The 19,111-nt window shown below is 40.6% G+C and carries 20 protein-coding genes and 1 tRNA gene; 7 read left to right on the top strand and 14 right to left on the bottom strand.

Going from position 1 to position 19,111, the window contains the following annotated elements; translation table 11 throughout:
* Window positions 1-65: 65 nt before the first annotated feature.
* Window positions 66-548, top strand: coding sequence for a hypothetical protein (locus AA650_RS05570; RefSeq protein WP_027401894.1), 483 nt, complete (start codon window positions 66-68; stop codon window positions 546-548).
* A gap of 701 nt (window positions 549-1,249) precedes the next feature.
* On the opposite strand, the gene AA650_RS29275 is transcribed toward AA650_RS05570, so the two are convergent.
* The gene (locus AA650_RS29275) at window positions 1,250-1,348 is read right to left on the bottom strand and encodes a hypothetical protein (protein ID WP_335337447.1); all 99 of its coding nucleotides are present in this window, start codon (window positions 1,346-1,348) and stop codon (window positions 1,250-1,252) included.
* 45 nt (window positions 1,349-1,393) lie between these two features.
* The gene (locus AA650_RS05575) at window positions 1,394-1,645 is read right to left on the bottom strand and encodes a type II toxin-antitoxin system HicB family antitoxin (protein ID WP_053541199.1); all 252 of its coding nucleotides are present in this window, start codon (window positions 1,643-1,645) and stop codon (window positions 1,394-1,396) included.
* A gap of 167 nt (window positions 1,646-1,812) precedes the next feature.
* Here AA650_RS05575 and AA650_RS29055 point away from each other — a divergent pair, with 167 nt between their 5' ends.
* Together AA650_RS29055 and ftsH2 are read left to right on the top strand one after the other, a co-directional pair.
* Window positions 1,813-1,944, top strand: coding sequence for a hypothetical protein (locus AA650_RS29055; RefSeq protein ID WP_257720894.1), 132 nt, complete (start codon window positions 1,813-1,815; stop codon window positions 1,942-1,944).
* A gap of 168 nt (window positions 1,945-2,112) precedes the next feature.
* Window positions 2,113-3,999 (top strand): ATP-dependent zinc metalloprotease FtsH2, encoded by a 1,887-nt coding sequence (gene ftsH2, locus AA650_RS05580; protein ID WP_053538295.1) that lies wholly within the window; start codon window positions 2,113-2,115, stop codon window positions 3,997-3,999.
* 847 nt (window positions 4,000-4,846) lie between these two features.
* Here ftsH2 and cobQ read toward each other — a convergent pair.
* Together cobQ and AA650_RS05590 are read right to left on the bottom strand one after the other, a co-directional pair.
* Window positions 4,847-6,319 carry a cobyric acid synthase CobQ gene (gene cobQ, locus AA650_RS05585; protein WP_053538296.1) on the bottom strand — a complete coding sequence of 491 codons (1,473 nt, stop codon included), beginning with the start codon at window positions 6,317-6,319 and terminating at the stop codon, window positions 4,847-4,849.
* A gap of 185 nt (window positions 6,320-6,504) precedes the next feature.
* Window positions 6,505-6,909, bottom strand: a complete 405-nt coding sequence (locus tag AA650_RS05590) for an Npun_F0494 family protein (RefSeq protein WP_053538297.1) — start codon at window positions 6,907-6,909, stop codon at window positions 6,505-6,507.
* A gap of 148 nt (window positions 6,910-7,057) precedes the next feature.
* On the opposite strand from AA650_RS05590, the gene AA650_RS05595 reads away from it, so the two are divergent.
* Window positions 7,058-7,495: a peroxiredoxin gene (locus AA650_RS05595; RefSeq protein ID WP_027401901.1), complete on the top strand. Its 438-nt coding sequence runs from the start codon at window positions 7,058-7,060 to the stop codon at window positions 7,493-7,495.
* A gap of 42 nt (window positions 7,496-7,537) precedes the next feature.
* On the opposite strand, the gene AA650_RS05600 is transcribed toward AA650_RS05595, so the two are convergent.
* The 4 genes from AA650_RS05600 to AA650_RS05615 form a co-directional block, all read right to left on the bottom strand.
* A complete protein-coding gene (locus AA650_RS05600) occupies window positions 7,538-7,933 on the bottom strand; it encodes a hypothetical protein (RefSeq protein ID WP_053538298.1) in 396 nt (131 codons plus the stop codon).
* A 21-nt stretch (window positions 7,934-7,954) separates the two neighbouring features.
* A complete protein-coding gene (locus tag AA650_RS05605) occupies window positions 7,955-8,839 on the bottom strand; it encodes an ABC transporter permease (RefSeq protein ID WP_053538299.1) in 885 nt (294 codons plus the stop codon).
* Between the two features lie 241 nt (window positions 8,840-9,080).
* Window positions 9,081-10,424, bottom strand: a complete 1,344-nt coding sequence (locus AA650_RS05610; protein WP_053538300.1) for a hemolysin family protein — start codon at window positions 10,422-10,424, stop codon at window positions 9,081-9,083.
* Between the two features lie 54 nt (window positions 10,425-10,478).
* On the bottom strand, window positions 10,479-11,174 hold the full coding sequence (locus AA650_RS05615; protein WP_053538301.1) for a hypothetical protein: 696 nt from the start codon (window positions 11,172-11,174) through the stop codon (window positions 10,479-10,481).
* A 238-nt stretch (window positions 11,175-11,412) separates the two neighbouring features.
* Between AA650_RS05615 and AA650_RS05620 the strand changes: the two genes are divergently transcribed.
* Window positions 11,413-11,485, top strand: a tRNA-Ile gene (locus AA650_RS05620).
* Between the two features lie 320 nt (window positions 11,486-11,805).
* Here AA650_RS05620 and AA650_RS28580 read toward each other — a convergent pair.
* From AA650_RS28580 to AA650_RS05650, 6 genes are all read right to left on the bottom strand, one after another.
* The gene (locus AA650_RS28580; protein WP_335337448.1) at window positions 11,806-12,900 is read right to left on the bottom strand and encodes a cation transporting ATPase C-terminal domain-containing protein; all 1,095 of its coding nucleotides are present in this window, start codon (window positions 12,898-12,900) and stop codon (window positions 11,806-11,808) included.
* 179 nt (window positions 12,901-13,079) lie between these two features.
* Window positions 13,080-13,532 (bottom strand): CsbD family protein, encoded by a 453-nt coding sequence (locus tag AA650_RS29425; RefSeq protein WP_053538303.1) that lies wholly within the window; start codon window positions 13,530-13,532, stop codon window positions 13,080-13,082.
* Between the two features lie 45 nt (window positions 13,533-13,577).
* The gene (locus AA650_RS05635) at window positions 13,578-14,048 is read right to left on the bottom strand and encodes a BON domain-containing protein (RefSeq protein ID WP_053538304.1); all 471 of its coding nucleotides are present in this window, start codon (window positions 14,046-14,048) and stop codon (window positions 13,578-13,580) included.
* A gap of 14 nt (window positions 14,049-14,062) precedes the next feature.
* Window positions 14,063-14,692, bottom strand: a complete 630-nt coding sequence (locus AA650_RS05640; protein WP_053538305.1) for a general stress protein — start codon at window positions 14,690-14,692, stop codon at window positions 14,063-14,065.
* Window positions 14,693-14,798: 106 nt separating this feature from the next.
* Entirely contained in the window at window positions 14,799-14,981 is a 183-nt protein-coding gene (locus tag AA650_RS05645) for a CsbD family protein (protein WP_053538306.1), read from the bottom strand.
* 43 nt (window positions 14,982-15,024) lie between these two features.
* The gene (locus tag AA650_RS05650) at window positions 15,025-15,927 is read right to left on the bottom strand and encodes a DUF2382 domain-containing protein (RefSeq protein WP_053541200.1); all 903 of its coding nucleotides are present in this window, start codon (window positions 15,925-15,927) and stop codon (window positions 15,025-15,027) included.
* A gap of 526 nt (window positions 15,928-16,453) precedes the next feature.
* On the opposite strand from AA650_RS05650, the gene AA650_RS05655 reads away from it, so the two are divergent.
* Window positions 16,454-17,140: a hypothetical protein gene (locus tag AA650_RS05655; protein WP_053538307.1), complete on the top strand. Its 687-nt coding sequence runs from the start codon at window positions 16,454-16,456 to the stop codon at window positions 17,138-17,140.
* Window positions 17,141-17,322: 182 nt separating this feature from the next.
* Entirely contained in the window at window positions 17,323-19,074 is a 1,752-nt protein-coding gene (locus AA650_RS05660; protein ID WP_053538308.1) for an ABC transporter ATP-binding protein, read from the top strand.
* Window positions 19,075-19,111 lie beyond the last annotated feature (37 nt).

Here is a 19,111-nt window from a genome sequence, read left to right on the forward strand (position 1 = left end):
TCTAAAGGAACTTGAGACCGTAAATTCATGTCTTCAAAGGTATTTAGCACTCTTCTATAATTGCAATGTCAAAAACAGCTTTTCCTACAGGAATCATAGTTGTACTCTGGGTTACAGCCGGATTTATTCCAGTGGCTCATGCTCAAACAGCCGCGCCGATTTTTGGAGATGTGACTATTCAACATCCATTTTCTCCAGACCCCTTGACAGTAAGGGGAATGAGTGGTGGTTCAGTACAAGGAAGCAAAATAGCAGGAAAAGCAGAAACACCACCAACTGGCCCTTGTCAAGGATTTATGGATGAAGTACCAGACCATACCTTGAAACTTACCAGTAAATTTGACTATCTGAAATTAGTAGTCGAAAGTCCGGCGGACACCACCATGATTATTAAAGGACCTGGTGGAACTTGGTGCAATGATGACTTTAACGGTAAAAACCCCGGTATTGTTGGGGAATGGCTACCGGGTACTTATCAAATTTGGATTGGTTCTTACAAGGAAGATGAATCCCTACCTTATACATTGAAAATTACGGAAGGCAAGTAAATCATTAGACATCTTGTGAGAATTAAATGTGTGTGACTTGAAACCCTTGTAGAGACGTGACTTGGGTAGGGATTCTCGGCTCTACAATATTTTTCGGAGATGTCTAAGTAGGTTGGCGTTAAAAATTGGTAATTTCAGTATCAGGTTTTCACAAACACATTGCCAAAATTGATGTTTCCAGTCTGTATCCCAGCATTATGCTTAAATATGGGGTTCGCTTCCGCAAGGATACGTAACGAGTGGGGTTCAGTATTATTTGGAGTTAATCGCTAAAAAACGAAATGAGTTACTTTCGGTTATTGAACCTCAAGGTAATGTGGGAAAGCAGTTGAGTTTGTTGTGAGTGGGGGATTATACTAATCATGAGGGCGATCGCCTATGGGATTTGAGGGGGCGCACAGCCATGATATCATGCGTTTATGTCTTGCGTGTTATGCTCAGTCCACCTTGTGACAAGAAAACCCGTTACACAAAAATTAACCGGAAAAATTAATTATGGCAGATAGAACCGAAATTCTTCCCCTTAAACTTTCTGATGGCATTTGGTAAAAATTGTTGTTGATCCAAAAAATCAAGGTGTAATCAATCCGTACATAAGCTAACCAACCTAATCCAATCATGGAAGAAGGTTGAACAGAGTGAAGAGGTTTTGGGCGATTTTACTTTTCTTCACACAGATTGGTTTTATTGTGTTCACCTACTTATTCGGCATTTAAGTTTTTAAGAATTTTCTGGGCTAAAAATTCCTTAATTTCTATATGTCTTGGTAAAGCCTCAATGACACCTGTTTGAGGATTAATCCATAAAGAATGAGAACCACCTTCTCGTTTTAGGTAACAACCTGCTTATCTTAACTTTTTTTCTAATTCTTTACGTTTCATGGAATTAAATATAGTCTCTTCTATCGCATCTTCTGTGATTCCCCTGCGGATATCTGCCATAGGATCTTCAATAATCAATTGAATAGCAAGTTTCAAGTTTTCTTTCGCTTCCTCAATGGTTTCACCTTGACCATTAGCACCAGAAATTTCTGGACAAATTGCCCAGTATCCTCCTTCCGTTGCTCTCTCAATGATGGCTGTTAACTCTGCTTTCATAACAATTTTCACAAGAAGTCTACTAGATTTTAAACGATGATTAGTTACAAGATCAGCGATGACACTATCACCCAGCACGAAAAATCTCTCTAAAACTCTTACCTTCGCTTCTTCGTTTCTCCGTGGTTCATTTTCCGTAACCCCTCCGTTGTATTGAGCTTTGAAACATGAATAATATAAATGAATTTGGTGATCCTGTGCAGTCCGGCATAAAATTAGTATTAGGGATAGCAAAATATAAATTAGCCCCAAATCCTTACTGTGTCAGATTTTGGGAATATTTAACTTTTAATTTTTAATTTTTAATTGGTATTAGTATGAGAATTAGGTTAAATTTAATTAAGATTCTAGACAAACTTCATGAATCGGCCATAAGCAAACCGACGTTTTATGGCTCAAATTACAAAATGGATTTATGAACATCCGTTACAAAAGCAGTCATATTAGTATCTAGAGGCAAATTAAAGATGAAATTCTCTTGGAGAGTCGTAGCACTCTGGTCAGTGTTGGCTTTGGTAATCGGCTTTTTCTTCTGGCAAGGCGCTTTTGCAGGCGCTCCTGCGGAGACAGGTAAAAACGCTGCCAGTACCCGCATGACCTATGGGCGCTTTTTGGAATATTTGGATGCAGATCGTGTCACCAATGTAGACCTATACGATGGTGGTAGAACAGCAATTATTGAAGCTAATGACCAAGACATCGAAAACCGCACCCAACGCTGGCGGGTAGATTTGCCAGTGAATGCCCCGGAATTAATCCAAAAGCTGCGGGAGAAGCAAGTTAGTTTTGATGCTCATCCGATGCGAAATGATGGGGCAATCTGGGGACTTTTGGGTAATTTAGTTTTCCCAGTTTTATTGATTACTGGCTTGTTCTTTTTGTTCCGGCGCTCTAATAATCTTCCCGGTGGTCCTGGACAAGCGATGAATTTCGGTAAATCCCGCGCTCGTTTCCAAATGGAAGCGAAAACAGGGGTGAAGTTTGACGATGTAGCGGGAATTGAAGAAGCGAAGGAAGAATTACAAGAAGTTGTTACTTTCCTCAAACAACCTGAGAAATTTACTGCTGTGGGCGCTCGCATTCCCAAGGGTGTACTATTGGTTGGACCTCCAGGAACTGGTAAAACTTTACTGGCAAAAGCGATCGCTGGTGAAGCTGGTGTACCTTTCTTCTCTATCTCCGGTTCGGAATTTGTGGAAATGTTTGTGGGTGTGGGTGCTTCCCGTGTCCGTGACTTGTTTAAAAAAGCCAAAGATAATGCTCCCTGTATCATCTTTATTGATGAAATTGACGCTGTGGGTCGTCAACGGGGTGCAGGTATTGGTGGTGGGAATGATGAACGGGAACAAACCCTCAACCAATTATTAACAGAAATGGATGGGTTTGAAGGCAATACTGGCATTATTATTATTGCTGCTACTAACCGTCCTGATGTCCTAGATGCTGCTTTGTTGCGTCCTGGTCGTTTTGATAGACAAGTAACTGTAGATGCACCAGACATTAAAGGTCGTTTGGAAGTATTACAAGTTCATGCTAGAAATAAGAAGTTAGACTCTAGCGTATCTTTAGAAGCGATCGCTCGGCGGACTCCTGGATTTACCGGTGCAGATTTAGCTAACCTCCTCAACGAAGCGGCGATTCTCACAGCGAGAAGACGCAAAGAAGGCATCACTTTACTAGAAATTGATGATGCTGTTGATCGGGTAGTTGCTGGTATGGAAGGTACTCCCTTGATAGACAGCAAGAGTAAGCGTCTGATTGCTTACCATGAAATCGGCCATGCTTTGGTCGGAACTTTACTCAAAGACCATGACCCCGTGCAAAAAGTGACTCTGATTCCCAGAGGACAAGCTCAGGGTTTAACTTGGTTTACACCTAATGAGGAACAAGGTCTAATTAGCCGTTCTCAGCTAAAAGCCAGAATTACCGGGGCTTTGGGTGGTCGGGCTGCTGAAGAGGTAGTTTTTGGATCAGCGGAAGTCACCACCGGTGCGGGTGGAGATCTACAGCAGTTGTCAGGAATGGCACGACAAATGGTAACTCGATTTGGGATGTCTGATTTAGGTCCTTTATCTTTGGAAAGCCAACAGGGTGAAGTGTTCCTCGGTCGTGACTGGACAACCCGTTCTGAGTATTCTGAAGCGATCGCTTGTCGCATTGATGGTCAAGTCAGAATGATTGTGGAAGAATGCTATACCAACGCTAAGAAGATCATGCGTGATCATCGTAGTCTCGCCGACCGTTTGGTTGATTTGTTGATTGAGAAAGAAACCATTAATGGTGACGAACTTCGGCAAATTGTGGCTGAGTACGCGGAAGTCCCTGATAAGTCTCAGTTTGTTCCCATGCTGTAAGGTTTAATTTGGAATCAAATCCCCGACTTCTTGAAGAAGTCGGGGATCTTGTAGTTTTATAATTGGATAATTGCAAGATAGTTCTTCCTCGTCTACTGCATGATAACATTTCTAAAATTGTTTGTCAATACCATAAATCTCTTTTTTTCGTGTCAACTTAGGGATAGCTTATTTGTTTGGCTGCAACATTCCCGCCCGGAACTGAAGTTCCGGTCTCAAAGCTAAAGTGCGTTAAAACGCACTCTAGTTAACTCAAAATCAAAAATTATCCTATTTATGCCAAAGTAGTCGGTTTTAACCGAGTTTAGCTTTTAAACAGGGAATTTATTCCCTGGCTGAAGTCTAGTTAGCTTTCACACCCGCCCGGAACTGAAGTTCCGGTCTAATAGCTAAAGTGCGTTGAAACGCACTGTGATTAAATCAAAATCAAAAATTATCCTATTTATAGAATAAATACTGCCAAAATAGTCGGTTTCAACCGACTTGAGCTATTAGACAGGGAATTAATTCCCTGGCTTGAAGGTATTTGACACTGTTGAGCAATGCTAAACCTTTACAAATTCTTATCCAAACAGGTTAAATATGTATATAATGCTAGGATGTGTTATTTATAAACACAACCGTGATCTTTCAGTTATAAATAATCTTTTTATGACACATCCTTAGAGTCACGTATGTGACATATATGTAACTGAGACTTTAACAAAGTTTAGGGTTTTAAATCCCCCGTTGCCAAACTTAATTAAGTACGAATCAAAAATTACCCCCCATTTATAAAAATAGAAGGGGGGTAATTTAACTTTTTATTGATTTAACTCAAATTCGATGAAATGAAAAACATCTTAATCTATATAAACGGTGTTAAGTCTAAATGCTCTTCAATTTGAGTAGCTAAAGAATCTAACATTTGCTCCCGCTGTTCTTTGTAGTTAGCTACACCTGTGGGTAAAGATTTCAAACCCCGTTGTTGCCGGAGACGATTTACCCAAGCCCGTCGCCAAGGACCATTATCGAAAATTCCATGTAGATAAGTTCCCCAAACTGATTGACAACTATCTACTAACCCTAAATTAGCATCATCAAATAGAGGCTGACAGGATTTTTGATCTGCTGGGTTTTCTATGCGCGAGCGCCCTTGGTGAATTTCAAACCCAGTCACAGGTAAACCCGCTTGGGGATAATTGGAGGTAACTTGACGCTGACGGGCAGTTTTTTGTCCAGTAATTACTGTTTTCATGGGTAATAAACTTAACCCTGGATATTTACCAACTTGCCCTTCCATGCCTTCTGGATCAGCTATAGATTGTCCCAACATTTGAAACCCGCCACAAATGCCTAAAACCGTGCCACCAGAAGCTGCATAGTTTTGAATTGCTTCCGCCATACCGCTTTTTTGCAAGGTAATTAAATCGGCAATGGTGGTTTTTGTTCCTGGGATAATTACTGCATCTGGATGTCCTAAACTTTGCTTAGGATGTAAATATTTGACTGTGACTGATGGTTCTGATTCCAAGGGGTCAAAATCTGTGAAATTGGCAATTCTGGGTAAACGAATCACCGCAATATTTAGTTCAGAATTAGCTTTTGCGGGTTTGCGTTCTAGTAAATCTAGGGAGTCTTCCGCTGGGAAAACCTGTTCTAAATAGGGAATCACGCCGACAACAGGTATCCCTGTGCGTTCTTCTAACCATTTAATTCCGGGTTCGAGAATTGAGCGCTGTCCTCGAAATTTGTTAATGACAACTCCTTTAATTAAGGCGCGTTCGTCTGGATCTAATAGTTCTAATGTGCCAATAACATGAGCAAATGCTCCGCCTCTATCAATATCAACTACTAAAAGTGTGGGTGCATTCAAGTGTTTTGCCACCCGCATATTCGTGAGGTCTTTGTGTTTGAGATTAATTTCGGCGGGACTACCAGCACCTTCACAAACGAGGGCATCAAACTCTGTAGATAGGTATTGTAGACATTCTTTGATGGTTTGCCAACCAATCTCAAAATATTGTTCGTAATAATCTGTGGCGCTGACTTTACCTATGGCTTTACCTTTGAGGATAATTTGGGATGTCATATCCCCTTGAGGTTTTAGTAAAATTGGGTTCATTTCTACTAGGGGGGCTATTCCCGCTGCCCAAGCTTGCACTGCTTGAGCATAGCCTATTTCGCCACCACTGGCGGTAACATAGGCGTTTAAAGCCATATTTTGACCTTTAAAGGGAGATACTCGCAACCCGCGCCGGGAAAGAATCCGACAAATAGCTGTGGTTATGAGTGATTTCCCTGCGTGGGATGTTGTTCCCACTACCATGATTGATTTCATTTTTAACTATATTTTAGTATGTTGAGATTCAGTAGTGCATCTGTAAATAAATTGTTATTTTTTTCTATGTTTCTTTCTTAGAGGAGGAAGGGTCAGGGCGGTTTTGTGACTATTAACATGAGAGACACATGAGGCAGAGCCTCAACATTGGCATTCCTAGCCGGAGACTAGGAACGAGGTGTATTTCAAAAGGGTAAACGTAACCAACGAGTCATAAAATCATTGTAGCGATCGCTCAGGGAAGGATTACGAAATTTCTGATCTTTTAACTTGACAATCAATTGATGACCCAAGGGAGTTAGGCGAAAACTGTCTGTAATGCCCTGTCCATCAACTTCTCGCCGCAATACTCCTACATCAATTAACCAGGCTAAAGCATTTTCACAGGTCAATTCTGACAAGGGTTGCTTGGTGTAACTTTGCTGAGTTCCTTTCTCCATTGCTATAGCACCGAGTTGGATACTTTGGCTAGTCATGGCTATAAACAAATTGAGGTTGAAGGGCGAACAGATTAGCGATCGCTCCGCTCTTTCTAGGGCTTTGCTAGTATAAACTAAAGGTTTAAGGTTTGAGGAATCCACAGTAGGCATTTTTATTACTCTAAGTTGGGCTTTTTGTCAATGCTTTGAAAATAAATACCTCTTTGGCAGAATATTCGGTAAGCAAGTTATTTAAATATTGTAAATTATTGTAAAATTTTGATTGCATGAATATTTTTTAAACAGGATAAGGTGAATTATGCCTCTAGCAGTTGGTACAGACGCACCTGCATTTACCACTACAGACACTAACGGCAATCCAGTTTCATTGTCTGATTTTGCTGGTAAAACAGTGGTTCTCTACTTTTATCCCAAAGATGACACGCCAGGTTGCACAAAACAAGCTTGCAGTTTCCGCGATGCTCAGTCAGACTATACAAGTAAAGGTATCGTCGTCTTAGGTGTGAGTGCTGATGATGAAGTAGCCCACCAAGCATTTACTTCCAAATATAATCTGAATTTCCCTTTATTAGTTGATACCAACAAAAGCATCATTACAGCTTATGATGTTGATGGTGGTGGTTACGCCAAGCGTGTTACCTACATCATTGATGGTGATGGCAAAATCATTGATGTTGATACTGCTGTTAACACTACTACCCAAGCTAGTGATGTTTTAGCAAAACTGGGACTTTAATCATTAACTCCGTAGGGGCGCAGACCCTGCGCCCAGTATTTCCTATTTAACGGGTAATTTACCTGATGATGGTAAAATCTGTAAAGGAAAGAGATTTTGTCCAGGGATAATGGCAGAAGTGCCTGGATTTTGTTGTAGTTGAGGTTGAAGTAGTTTCTGTTGTTCTGCCTTAAATGCGGCTATGGCTGGATCTAACTGTTGATTTTGTTGTTCCGCATTCCATTGGGTATTGCTCATTTGCAATGTGTGCATGAGACTGAGGGGGTTGAAATCTGAGCCGTTACCAGATAAAGTATTGCTATTGCGATCGCTTTCCAAAGTCCCAAAAGGTTGATTAGGATCAGCTAAAGTGGGTGATACTCCTAATAGAGAAGCGAAACTCATGCCGGCGATAGTGGCAACAATAATTTTGCGAACTGGTAAAAATGGACTTTTCATGAAATTGCCCCTTATATATTTTTAAGCAAGACTGCGACGTAGTTGAGGTTGAATACTCAATAAAGCCACTATTGCAAAACCGAGTAATACTAACAACGCTACCCCAAAGGTAACATCACCCCAAAAGGCGTGCATAACGATATCATTTAATCCCCAACTGCTGTGTAAATACAAATAGCGAATGGGTTCAATTGCATAGCTGAGAGGATTGAGTGTGGCGATAACCTGCAACCAACCGGGCATAAAGGATAAAGGTGCTAAGGCTGTGCTGGCAAATAATAATGGAAGGTTAGTCACAAAAATTACGGCGATAAGTTCAATGTGTCCGGGTAATGCAAAGGCTAAACCTAAAGAAATAGCGGTGACACCTAAAGCTAGGAGAAAGACAATGAGAGCGATCGCACATAATCCTGTAATATCAGGTAAACCAGCCCCTAAAAATGCCGCTGCTGCCACAATTACCGCTGCTTGGAGTAAACTTTGGCTAATAATAAAAATAGCAGAAGCAAAAACAATTGAAAAGCGGGAAGCTAGAGGTGCAACCAGCAAGCGATTTAAAAAGCCAAATTCTCTATCAAACATCACAGGTAAGCCGGCATTTAACGCCCCAGCAAAAGCAGTAAATACTATTACACCTGCTGCTAAAAATTGTCCGTAATTTGTCGTACTACCAAACAAACCTTTGGGAGCATTTTGGAATAAAGCCCCAAACAGAACTAACCACATAACAGGCTGAATAATCCCAGCTATCAGGCTAGAGGGACGGCGTTGGAGTTGAATAAATAGACGACGGGTTAAAGCAAAAGTTTCTTGAACAATTTCTGCCAAGAAATTGGAGTTTGTATTCACCACTACATTAGATGCGGTGAGTTCTTGCCAATTCATCACTGCTTTATCATTATTCATAGGGAGTGCTACCGTTAAAATGTATGTAAGAATTTAGGAGGTAGGGGCGCAGGGCCTGCGCCCAGTCAGGAGTCACCGAGTCAAAATGAAGAATATTTTTCTCTTGTGTTTTCTGTTGGCGCAAGCATTCTGAATTCGGAAAAATGTATCAATTATAAACATCTCTGTAGTTTTTAATTAGCAAAGAATATTTATAATTCTTAATACTACATTATAACCAATATCCAATAATATCTTTCGGTTAAGCTAAAATTCTAATTTGGATTTGGTGAAGACGCGGACCAGTAACAGAGATAACAGTAAATTCAAGATTGTCATAATGAAATATCTCACCTTTGTTGGGGATTTTTTGGCATTGATAAAGCAAAAATCCGCCCAAAGTTTGATATTCTCTAATTAAAGGTAAATTGAGATGTAAGATTTGATTAACTTCTTCTAAATTAATTTGCGCTTGCACCAAAAATGTCTGTTTGTCTACCATTTGAATCAGTAAATCATTGGTACTGTCAAGTCCGCCAGCATGACCAATAATTTCTGCAATAATATCTTGAATAGTTACCAGTCCCACAGTTCCCCCAAATTCATTCACCACCATCACCATAGCGGGTTTCTCTTGCTGCATCATTGGCAAAAGTTCACTTAAAAGCGTTTGTTCTGGTACAAATCGAGGTGGACGCATCCAAGGCTGGATTTGTGTTTCTGGTGTGATTTTTCCTAACGCCAAAGGTTGTGCTAGATCTTGAAAGTAAACTATACCGCGAATGTCGTCTAAAGATTCGCCAATAATAGGATAGCGAGAGTGTCCAGTGGTGGCTATTTCCTGAAGTAAGGTTTGAAAACTCGCAGTTATGGGGATACCAATAATGCTAGTACGAGGAATCATAATGTCTTCAGCAGTAATATCCCCAAATTCAAAGACATTATTTAAAAGTTCTCGTTCAGCATTTTCTAAACCCGTAGATTCTCGTTCTGTAGAGATAATTAATTGTAACTCTTCCGGTGTCACAGGCGGTCGCCAACTTTGACCCGTGTATTCAATCCCAAACAATCGTAATAGCCAATGGGTTGATTGATTAAGAACCCAAATAAAGGGACTGAAAAACCGGACTATAGATTTAACAGATGGTCCCAAAAATCTAGCTAGGTGTTCTGAGTATAACATAGCCACTGATTTTGGACACAATTCTCCTAAAACAATTTGTAAGTAAGCAATAGCAAAAAAGGCAATGGGGACTGATAAAGAATGAGCGAGTAAGTAATTAATTCTGAAACTTAACGGCCAAGAATCGAGCCATTTTTCTACCAATACAGCAATTGTACTTTCGCCAATCCAACCCAGTGCCAAACTAGAAAGGGTAATACCTAATTGGGCTGTAGATAGTAGTCTATCAATACTACGTTGTAATGTTTCCACTGCGATCGCTCGAATATCACCGGCTTGTACCAACTGTTGAATCCGAGTTCGTCGCACCGTCACCATTGAAAACTCCGCCGTCACAAAAAAGGCATTGATAGCAATTAGCACTAGCACGCTACACAATCGCAGTCCTGTATCTGTCCAACTTAAAGTAGAAAAAGCACTCACTGTCTAAGATAGTGTAGAATTTGACAACTGGAGCAGAAAATCCCAAATCGAATCTTAATTATCTTTCTCTACAGGAATATCAGACAATTGTAACTTGAGTTTTTGAGCCGGATAATCAGTTAAAGATAAAGATATCTGCTTGACATCATCAAGTAAAGCGGTAGGAATGCTGATTGTACCTTTAAATTCTGCACCTTTTGCGGGCAGTTCTGCGGGTAAACCTTCGGTAATTGCACTCAAAGTCCTGCCTTTATCATCAGTAATATCTAAAAAGCTATAGAGAAACCGCACAGACTCGCCACCTTTATTCTGCATATTCACTTTTAGTAGTAAATCACCACCAGAATAGCGGATAGATTTTACAGACATGGTAACACCTTCACTTTCAGCCGTTACAGGAAATCCTGGTTGAGGAGTCTCTTCGACTACGGGTATTTCCTTTGGCTGCGGCTTGGTAACTTTAATCTCTTCTTCTTCTGATTTGTCTGGTTTATTACCCTTTTTTTTGTCGTTAATTCGTGATTTCACGGTTTCGAGAATATCTTCTTCTTTTAAGAAAGCTACACTTTCCTCCTGGGGGTTATTAGCCTTGTTGCTGTTAAGTTTATTCACAGGACGACCATCTGGTGTAGTCACACCTTTAAGTGCCATACTCCCCAGGGTAAAGCCCAAAAAACCACTTGCAGAACCGGCACCCAACATCAGAGTTAACAAAATTAAAGTTAGTAGTACAGTAGTATTTATTTTCATTAGAAAATAGAAATTTAGATTTAGTTACTATATATGCTAATGGGGATTTTTGAATTTGGCATTTCCGATTTTAGCAAAACTTACGCTCTATACTCCTACGAGGGAGAAAAATCGGGAATTGTTCTTGATGATTGTTTATAGGTTGCCAAATTATGATATGATAGTGTACTGTGGTTAAAGTAAAGTCATAAAATAAATGACTAAGCTGAAATTACAAGGTTAAAATCCAAGTAAATAAGCGCCTTTGGCCGATTGGGGAGGCAACGAACTCATAATTCGTCTTCAGGCTGGTTCGATTCCAGCAGGGCGCACTTTGCAATAATTCAGGACTCACGAGTGAGTACCTGTGCAAAATTAAGTAAAAATCCCTAAACCAATCAATTTTGTAGGGGCAAACCCCCCCGTAGTTGCCCCAAATACCGGGGTAGGCACGGAGGCGCTACCCCTACTGTCTGGCTTTGAATTTAGGGCGTTAAGACATGAAAATCAAAAATTCCATTTCTCAAACTCTTACTCTCTGCGCCTCTGCGCCTCTGCGTGTTAGCGAAGCGGGGCGAAGCCTGATAAAGTCACACTTTCATTCACCAACGCCGAATTTAGATAGTGTATCTCATTAATCTGCTGTATCTTTTTAAAACTTGATCCGACTGTAAAAAATACCCTTAACAATTTCCGCAGCCGTGACGTAGAGGGCGACTATTGCCATTAAAATGAGGACAAAACTCAAAGGTAAGGCTTGAAATCCCAGGACAGAGGCTAGGGGAGTATAGGGAATAATTAATGTAATTATAGCGATCGCTATTGTCGCACCAAACAGGTATGGACTGGGTTTACTGTGAAAAATAGATTGACGGGTACGAATTACCAACACAATCATAGATGCAGAAATGACCGATTCCATAAACCAACCCGTCCTAAATTGTGCTGAGTCAGCGTGTAATAATAACAGCAACGCCCCAAAAGTAAAATAGTCGAATACAGAACTCAATAACCCAAACACCAACATAAACTTACTAATAAAGTGAATGTCCCATCTCCGGGGTTTGCTAACTAGTTCCGGGTCTACTCTGTCCGCTGCAATGGTCATTTCAGGAAAATCGGTAAGCAGGTTAGTGAGTAAGATTTGCTTAGGTAATAGAGGCAAAAAAGGCAACATGAGAGACACACCTGCCATGCTGAACATATTCCCAAAATTGGCACTAGTAGCCTGCTGACTAATACTAGCAGCAACGGCGTGACTATCACCGGTGATCATTTTCAAAGTAACACCCAAATTTGCTAGATCAATAATTGTATTTTTGATATCGGATTTTGGCGGATCATATAAAGCCAAATAGCCCAAAAAAGTAAAATTAATTTCATCTTTAAGCGTGATATGATTAGTATTTATATTTCGATAGGCAACGCCCAAAGTGCGAAAACCTTGACTACCTAAATCTTCATATTTTTGCTGGATTTGCTGCCGGATTGGTTCAATATCAATTACTTTATTTTCTGCCATTTCTACCGTAGTGCAGATATCGAGAATGTTAGCAATTGCTCCTTTTGTAATTACCAAAAGATGATTATCTTGACTTAACAAAATACTTAAACGTTTGCGGTTAAAATCATAGGGAATTTCATCCAGCTTTTTATATGCAGAAATATCAAAAGATTGATGATTACGAATTGCTTCATCAATAGGATTAACATAACCTTTTTCGTGTGGGATCTGACACCCGCAGATCCCCCTAAATCCCCCTTTTCAAGGGGGACTTTGAGGAATTTAGCCCCCCTTTGTAAGGGGGGTTGGGGGATTTCGATTAATTCTGATACTTTTGAAACATCCTCTTAATTTCCAGCAAATAAATCCTAAAAATGTTGGGTTTCCTTGCGTCAACCCAACCTACAAGTTTTAATTCAGGATTACTTAAAAGTGTTGCGAAGCTCTTCTTTCATTTTATTTGCTGGGTTACGAGATTCACTTTTTATATCATTAGTTTTTCCACCAGGTAGATACTTAGGGTTGACAATACTATTATCTATGGCTTTTTCAGTTTTAGCTTCAATATTTTTGGTGACTGCCCTTGATTTTGGTTGCCATTTTGCATCTTTTATATCTTCAACTGCACTACGAACTTTACTTTCAGCTTGCTTGGCTTTGCCCATGAATTGATCTTTTTTGTTTCCTGTCACATTACCTAAAGTTTCTTGAACTTTACCTTCAATATTTTTAGTTGTGGCTTCGACTCGATTCATGGTTGTGGCAATTTGAGTCTGGGCAAGACTAACTTCAGCAGTAAAAGCTGTGAAAATTCCCAGACAGAAAACTAAACTAATGATGAGAAAAAACTTGCGAACTTGTGAAAATAGATTCATGAAATTCTCCTTATTTATAGGTTGTTAATTAATAAATACTATCGGTTATAGTTTTGGACTGGGTACGGCTGGAACAATTTTGACTACAACTTTGACGCTTCTGACACCTTTGATTTCTTTAGCAAGAGAATTAATTTTATTTAGTTGTTCTTGAGTCTGGACATTTCCAACCACGACAACTGCCCCATCTTTAGCAGCCACAGTTAATTGACTAGAGGGGATATTCGCCTCCAACTTAGAACGAACCTCACTGGCAAGATCACTATTAGCGCGGGTTGCATTCCCTCCAGTGACGTTATTGCGTTGCTCACGGGCGCGAATATCTGCGTTGAGTTGATCTCGACGAACTTGGCTAGTTGCGTCTTTTTGATTGGCTAAAATTGTTTTGTCTGTGGGAACTTCACCCGTTTTCTCGGTAGTATCTGGCGCACTGCTGCTAGTTTTGGCTTTATTGTCACAAGCAACCGTTCCCAGAAGTAAAATGCTACTGAGGACTAAAAGCGTAATTTTTCTCATATTTCCAATCCCTTTTACACACGCGAGACAACAGGATTAGCAGAACGGCTAATGGTTGGACTATTGTAAACTTCCCATTCACGCATTCCCTTGTGTTTGAAAATGGTTTCTGCTCTCAGGATTTCCGCTTCTGTGCCATCTACAATTACTAAATAATCTCCGTCAACTACATAATCGTGATACACTTGCGCCCGATGTTCAGGGATTCCTAAACCTACTAAACTACCAATTAACCCACCAACTGCCGCTCCGATAGCTCCACCGGCTATAGTAGTAGCGATCGCTGTAGCTGCTGCTCCGGCTAACATAATTGGACCAATCCCCGGAATTGCTAGAGTTCCTAACCCAATTAGTAACCCTGTCAACCCCCCAACCGCTCCTCCTGCCTCGACTCCAGTTTTCGCACCTTCCTCTACACGAGTGGTTTCATGAGTGGTTTCATGGCCGATTTCACGGGTTTCTGTTGGTTCTTGAACTCGTGTTTCACCAATTTGGTATCGCTGATTTAGATCTTCATCATGTTTAGCAATCACAGATACCTGATTCATGTCAAATCCGTTATCTCGCAGTTCATTTAGAGCATCTTCTACTTCTTCGTGACTAGAAAATACTCCTACTGCTCGTTTATTATTAATCAAGGTCATTTTTTTATCCTCTTAAAAAGGGAATAAGTGGCAGGTAACAAGGTAATTAAGAATTAGTTTGTAAGATCAAAAAAAGCCTTATTTCCCCCGCCCCTGCCTGGTTAATCTACTCAATAATTTCTTTGGCTTGATCCTTCACATCTTCAACTCCGTGGCGAACTTTGGCTTCTGCTTGTTTTGCCTTGCCTTCTGCTTGAGTTTTTGGATCTCCGGTTAAATCACCTACTGCTTCTTGAACCTTACCTTCAATGTTTTTGGCAGTTGCCTTAGCTCTATTTTTCATACTCATAATCCACTCCTAATGGAAAATTTACTACTGCGAAATCTGGGTTTTATCTTCTTTCCACATTCGGATGTTCTTGGGTATTAACATCCAATTCTTCTCGGCGCAGAGTTTCTTCCGCTTCAATAGTTTCGTGATCTACAACTTTATCAACTCTGACTTCTTCTCGTAAGAAAGCTTCTTTATGAATATCCGCAGTTTCTTCATAAAGTTCTATTCGACTCACTTCTGTCGTCCCAAAGCTGTCGCTACCTAAAGCCACCGTTTCTCCCGCAGTTGTAGGAGTGACTCGTTCAATGACAATTCTTTCTTTATCTATGGGAACTGAAACCCGCGCTTTTTCTGTTTCTGTATGTTTCCCAACAATCACTTCTCCCGTTTTGGCGCGGACTTTGTTGGCAATTAATCGTTCTTGATATAGTTTGAAAGTTTGATGATCCTGATCATTCAAAGCATATAGAGCCGGATCTGCTTTATAGTCATAGGCAGCACTGCCGTTACCGGACTTTCTCGGTGGGGCTATGGGAGGGGCTACCATAGTAGCTCCCGCAGGTCGAGAACTGGCTGTATCTACAGAACCGGAACTTTCTAAGAATGCTTCGGAACGATACACTCCTCTGACTTGTTCTTCATAGTTATAATCAATTTCTTTGTGTTCGTTAAATTCGGGTAAATTCTCCGCTTGTTGTTTGGTCATTCCCACTGTATAAATCCGTTCAGAGGTATGATCAATGCGCGAACGACCAACTGGCAATAAAACTTTTTTCCCAAAAATCCACAAACCTAAATCAACAACAAAATAGCGAAAATGTCCTTGGTCATCTACTAAAATATCGCTGACTGTGCCAATTTTTTCATCTGCGGTTGCATAGACACCCATACCTTTGATATCTTTGCCTTCAAAACTTTCTCGATAATTCGGATCAAATTCTTTAATTTTCAAAAGAGGCATACTATTTCCATCTCCACTTTTTACGGATGTGGAACAGGTTGATAATTTTGCTCCTGTTCCAGTTTCACCATCAGTTGATGTCATCAAATACCAATTATTCTCAACATTAGAACCTGGTACAATTGGGTTATTAGTTTTTCTGCTCTGTTAGTTCTAATATGTATACATTAGTTATTTTTATGATTAAGACCGTCCATCAAAGGGTTGATTATGCTTGTATGTCAATAGACAGAGATTCTCAACCAAGTAAATGTGCAGAAAAGTTCAGATCCCCGACTTCTTGGAGAAGTCGGGGATCTAGGTGGGTTTAAAAGTGTATAAATTCGTTTATAGCCAAATAATCTAAAAATTTCTCTTGGGGAAAATCGCAAATAATACACTCGGTGTCAAAAAATTGCATTAAAATCACTACGGCGGTAATCTTTGGGTGTGAGTTTGAGGTATTTTTAAGTCAGCTTGACGATAAAATTAATCCACTTCCTGCGGTCTTTAGGCTTACTGCGCTAAAAAATTAGAGAGTTAATTTATGTTTCAGTTGTTAAGCCGGGTTTTGCTATGGCTCTTAATTGGTGTTGTAGCCTTTTCTTTGTTTCAAAGATTCTATCCATCAGTAACTTTTGTCGGCAGATTTGTTTTAGGGTTAGTCATTGTTGTTTTAGCTTTAGCATTTCTCAATCCCAATGAACCAGCATTGGCTTCATTGTGGCGATTTATCTCCTTCCCGCTCAAGCCTTTGGGCGCTTCGGTTTTAATGTTGTTTCTAGCTGCTCAAAAAATCAAAGGCGGTGGCATTGATAAACCGGGCGGTTTTTTATTAGGATGGGCTTTGACGGTTTTGCTTTTGTCCAGCACGCCAGCGATCGCTTACTTCCTAGTCAGATCACCCGTTGCTACAGTTGGGGAGATGAACATCAATCAGCCAACTGCCCCATCTACCTTAGTGGCCTTTGATCTGGCAAATCCTAATTTCACAATCTCAGATATTGGGCAAAATATCATCCCACGTAAGGTAGAGATAAATTCTCCAACTATAGCCTTCAATAGTCTGACTGCGAATATCCCTTCCTATCTCCTCCAAAATCCTCAAGCAATCAGCACCCGCGGGTTACGGGTAGAAGACTTTGTTCCTAATGCAGAAACACTGCAACTTACTACCCAAGTATGGGAAAGTTATCTCAATCAGATTTATGTTTTCCTACGTGGCCGGACGTAGAGGAGGTAGGGGGTAGAGGGAGTAGGGGGAGTAGGGGGAGTAGGGGGGTAGGGGGAGTAGGGGGGTAGGGGGAGTGGGGGGAGTGGGGGGAGTAGGGGAGAAATTTCGTTCGTTCGTTCGTTCTTTCTTCTTTCTTTCTGTTGACTATTCTTACAATACCAAAAAGTTAGATAATTGTTGGCATGGCCAAATCTCACAGACTTGATAAAATCGCTGCTTATTTACGCCCCTATTGGCGCGAAACCGTTTTCGGTATTATTGCTTTATTAGTTGTCAATGGGCTGGGTGTATATATTCCTTTGTTAATCCGTTCAGGGGTAGATACTCTATCTAAGAGTTTTAGTTTTCGCCAAATCATCCATTATGTAGTCCTTATCGCCCTACTTAGTTCCGCTATGTGGATGATGCGAATGGCTTCTCGGATTTGGATATTTGGTGTGGGAAGACAGGTAGAATTTGACCTCAAACAGCGGATTTTTCAACACCTGCTGCAATTAGAACCTGCTTATTTTACGGTTAATACTCCTGGGGATTTAATTAGTCGCGCTACCAGTGATGTAGATAATATTCGACGGTTGGTAGGTTTTGCTGTATTAAGTTTGGCAAATACTTTTTTTGCCTATACTCTGACATTACCAGTGATGTTGTCTCTGAGTGCGGAACTGACATTGGCATCATTAGCAGTGTACCCGTTCATGTTTATGATGGTGCATTTTTTTAGCGATCGCTTGCGTAATGAACAAACCGCCGTCCAGGAAGAACTTGCAGAAATTAGTGAACTGGTGCGGGAAGATATGAGCGGTATGGCGCTGATTAAAATTTACGCCCAAGAAGACAATGAGCGTCAAGCATTTAACCGGAAAAATGAGCAGCTATTAACCGCTAACCTCAAACTAGCTAAAACTCGCAACACCCTATTTCCCCTGATTGGTGGATTAGCAAGTCTCAGTTCTTTGATGATTATTTGGTTAGGTACAGCAAGAATATCCGCTGGAACTCTTGCAATTGGTGATTTTCTGGCTTTGCTAATTTATGTAGAGCGATTAATTTTCCCTACCGCTTTATTAGGATTCACTATTACTGCTTACCAACGGGGTGAAGTGAGTATTGATCGCTTGGAAACTATTCTCAGCGTGACTCCGAAAATTCAAGACACACCAGACGCTATCCATGTAGAACCCAGCCAACTCAAAGGGGAATTGACAGCAGTAAACTTTAGTTATACTTACCCCGGTGTAAATACCCCAGTTTTAGAACATCTGAATTTTCAGATCGCACCTGGGGAAGTAGTAGCTATTGTTGGTCCGGTTGGTTCAGGAAAATCAACCTTAGCGAATGCTGTCCCCAGATTATTGGATATTCAGCCAGGACAGTTGTTTTTAGATGGGTTGGATATTACAAAATTAGCTGTGAGTGATTTACGTGGTGCGATCGCCTACGTACCACAAGATAGCTTTTTATTCAGTACCACCGTCAAAAATAATATCCGTTATGGTGATCCCGTCTCCGCCGCAGAAGACGTAGTTTACGCCGCCAAAATGGCGCAAATTGACGCAGAAATTCAGAATTTCCCCCAACAGTATGAAACCCTAGTGGGTGAGCGAGGAATTACCCTTTCTGGTGGACAAAGACAACGCACAGCTTTAGCAAGAGCAATGTTAATTGATGCCCCCATCTTGCTGTTGGATGATGCCCTATCCAGTGTAGACAATCAAACTGCTACACAAATCCTCACCAATCTGGCTACAGGGACAAAAAGAAAAACCGTAATTTTTATTACTCACCAACTTGCTGCTGCTGCCACATCTGACCGAATTTTGGTCATGGAACAGGGGAAAATCGTTCAAACGGGTCATCACTCAGAACTGGTAGAACAGCCTGGACTTTATCAAAATTTGTGGAATCAACATCAAGTAGAAGAACTATTACATTGAGCCAAAATGGATTAATTTTTGTAATAATTAGCAGTAG

The sequence above is a fragment of the Anabaena sp. WA102 genome, from assembly GCF_001277295.1.
Taxonomy (GTDB): Bacteria; Cyanobacteriota; Cyanobacteriia; order Cyanobacteriales; family Nostocaceae; genus Dolichospermum; species Dolichospermum heterosporum.

Coding starts and splice junctions, on each gene's coding strand:
- AA650_RS05570 (WP_027401894.1), top strand. CDS start 66: ATGTCAAAAACAGCTTTTCCTACAGGAATCATAGTTGTACTCTGGGTT.
- AA650_RS05575 (WP_053541199.1), bottom strand. CDS start 1,645: ATGAAAGCAGAGTTAACAGCCATCATTGAGAGAGCAACGGAAGGAGGA.
- AA650_RS29055 (WP_257720894.1), top strand. CDS start 1,813: ATGAATAATATAAATGAATTTGGTGATCCTGTGCAGTCCGGCATAAAA.
- ftsH2 (WP_053538295.1), top strand. CDS start 2,113: ATGAAATTCTCTTGGAGAGTCGTAGCACTCTGGTCAGTGTTGGCTTTG.
- cobQ (WP_053538296.1), bottom strand. CDS start 6,319: ATGAAATCAATCATGGTAGTGGGAACAACATCCCACGCAGGGAAATCA.
- AA650_RS05590 (WP_053538297.1), bottom strand. CDS start 6,909: ATGCCTACTGTGGATTCCTCAAACCTTAAACCTTTAGTTTATACTAGC.
- AA650_RS05595 (WP_027401901.1), top strand. CDS start 7,058: ATGCCTCTAGCAGTTGGTACAGACGCACCTGCATTTACCACTACAGAC.
- AA650_RS05600 (WP_053538298.1), bottom strand. CDS start 7,933: ATGAAAAGTCCATTTTTACCAGTTCGCAAAATTATTGTTGCCACTATC.
- AA650_RS05605 (WP_053538299.1), bottom strand. CDS start 8,839: ATGAATAATGATAAAGCAGTGATGAATTGGCAAGAACTCACCGCATCT.
- AA650_RS05615 (WP_053538301.1), bottom strand. CDS start 11,174: ATGAAAATAAATACTACTGTACTACTAACTTTAATTTTGTTAACTCTG.
- AA650_RS29425 (WP_053538303.1), bottom strand. CDS start 13,532: ATGAATCTATTTTCACAAGTTCGCAAGTTTTTTCTCATCATTAGTTTA.
- AA650_RS05635 (WP_053538304.1), bottom strand. CDS start 14,048: ATGAGAAAAATTACGCTTTTAGTCCTCAGTAGCATTTTACTTCTGGGA.
- AA650_RS05640 (WP_053538305.1), bottom strand. CDS start 14,692: ATGACCTTGATTAATAATAAACGAGCAGTAGGAGTATTTTCTAGTCAC.
- AA650_RS05645 (WP_053538306.1), bottom strand. CDS start 14,981: ATGAGTATGAAAAATAGAGCTAAGGCAACTGCCAAAAACATTGAAGGT.
- AA650_RS05650 (WP_053541200.1), bottom strand. CDS start 15,927: ATGCCTCTTTTGAAAATTAAAGAATTTGATCCGAATTATCGAGAAAGT.
- AA650_RS05655 (WP_053538307.1), top strand. CDS start 16,454: ATGTTTCAGTTGTTAAGCCGGGTTTTGCTATGGCTCTTAATTGGTGTT.
- AA650_RS05660 (WP_053538308.1), top strand. CDS start 17,323: ATGGCCAAATCTCACAGACTTGATAAAATCGCTGCTTATTTACGCCCC.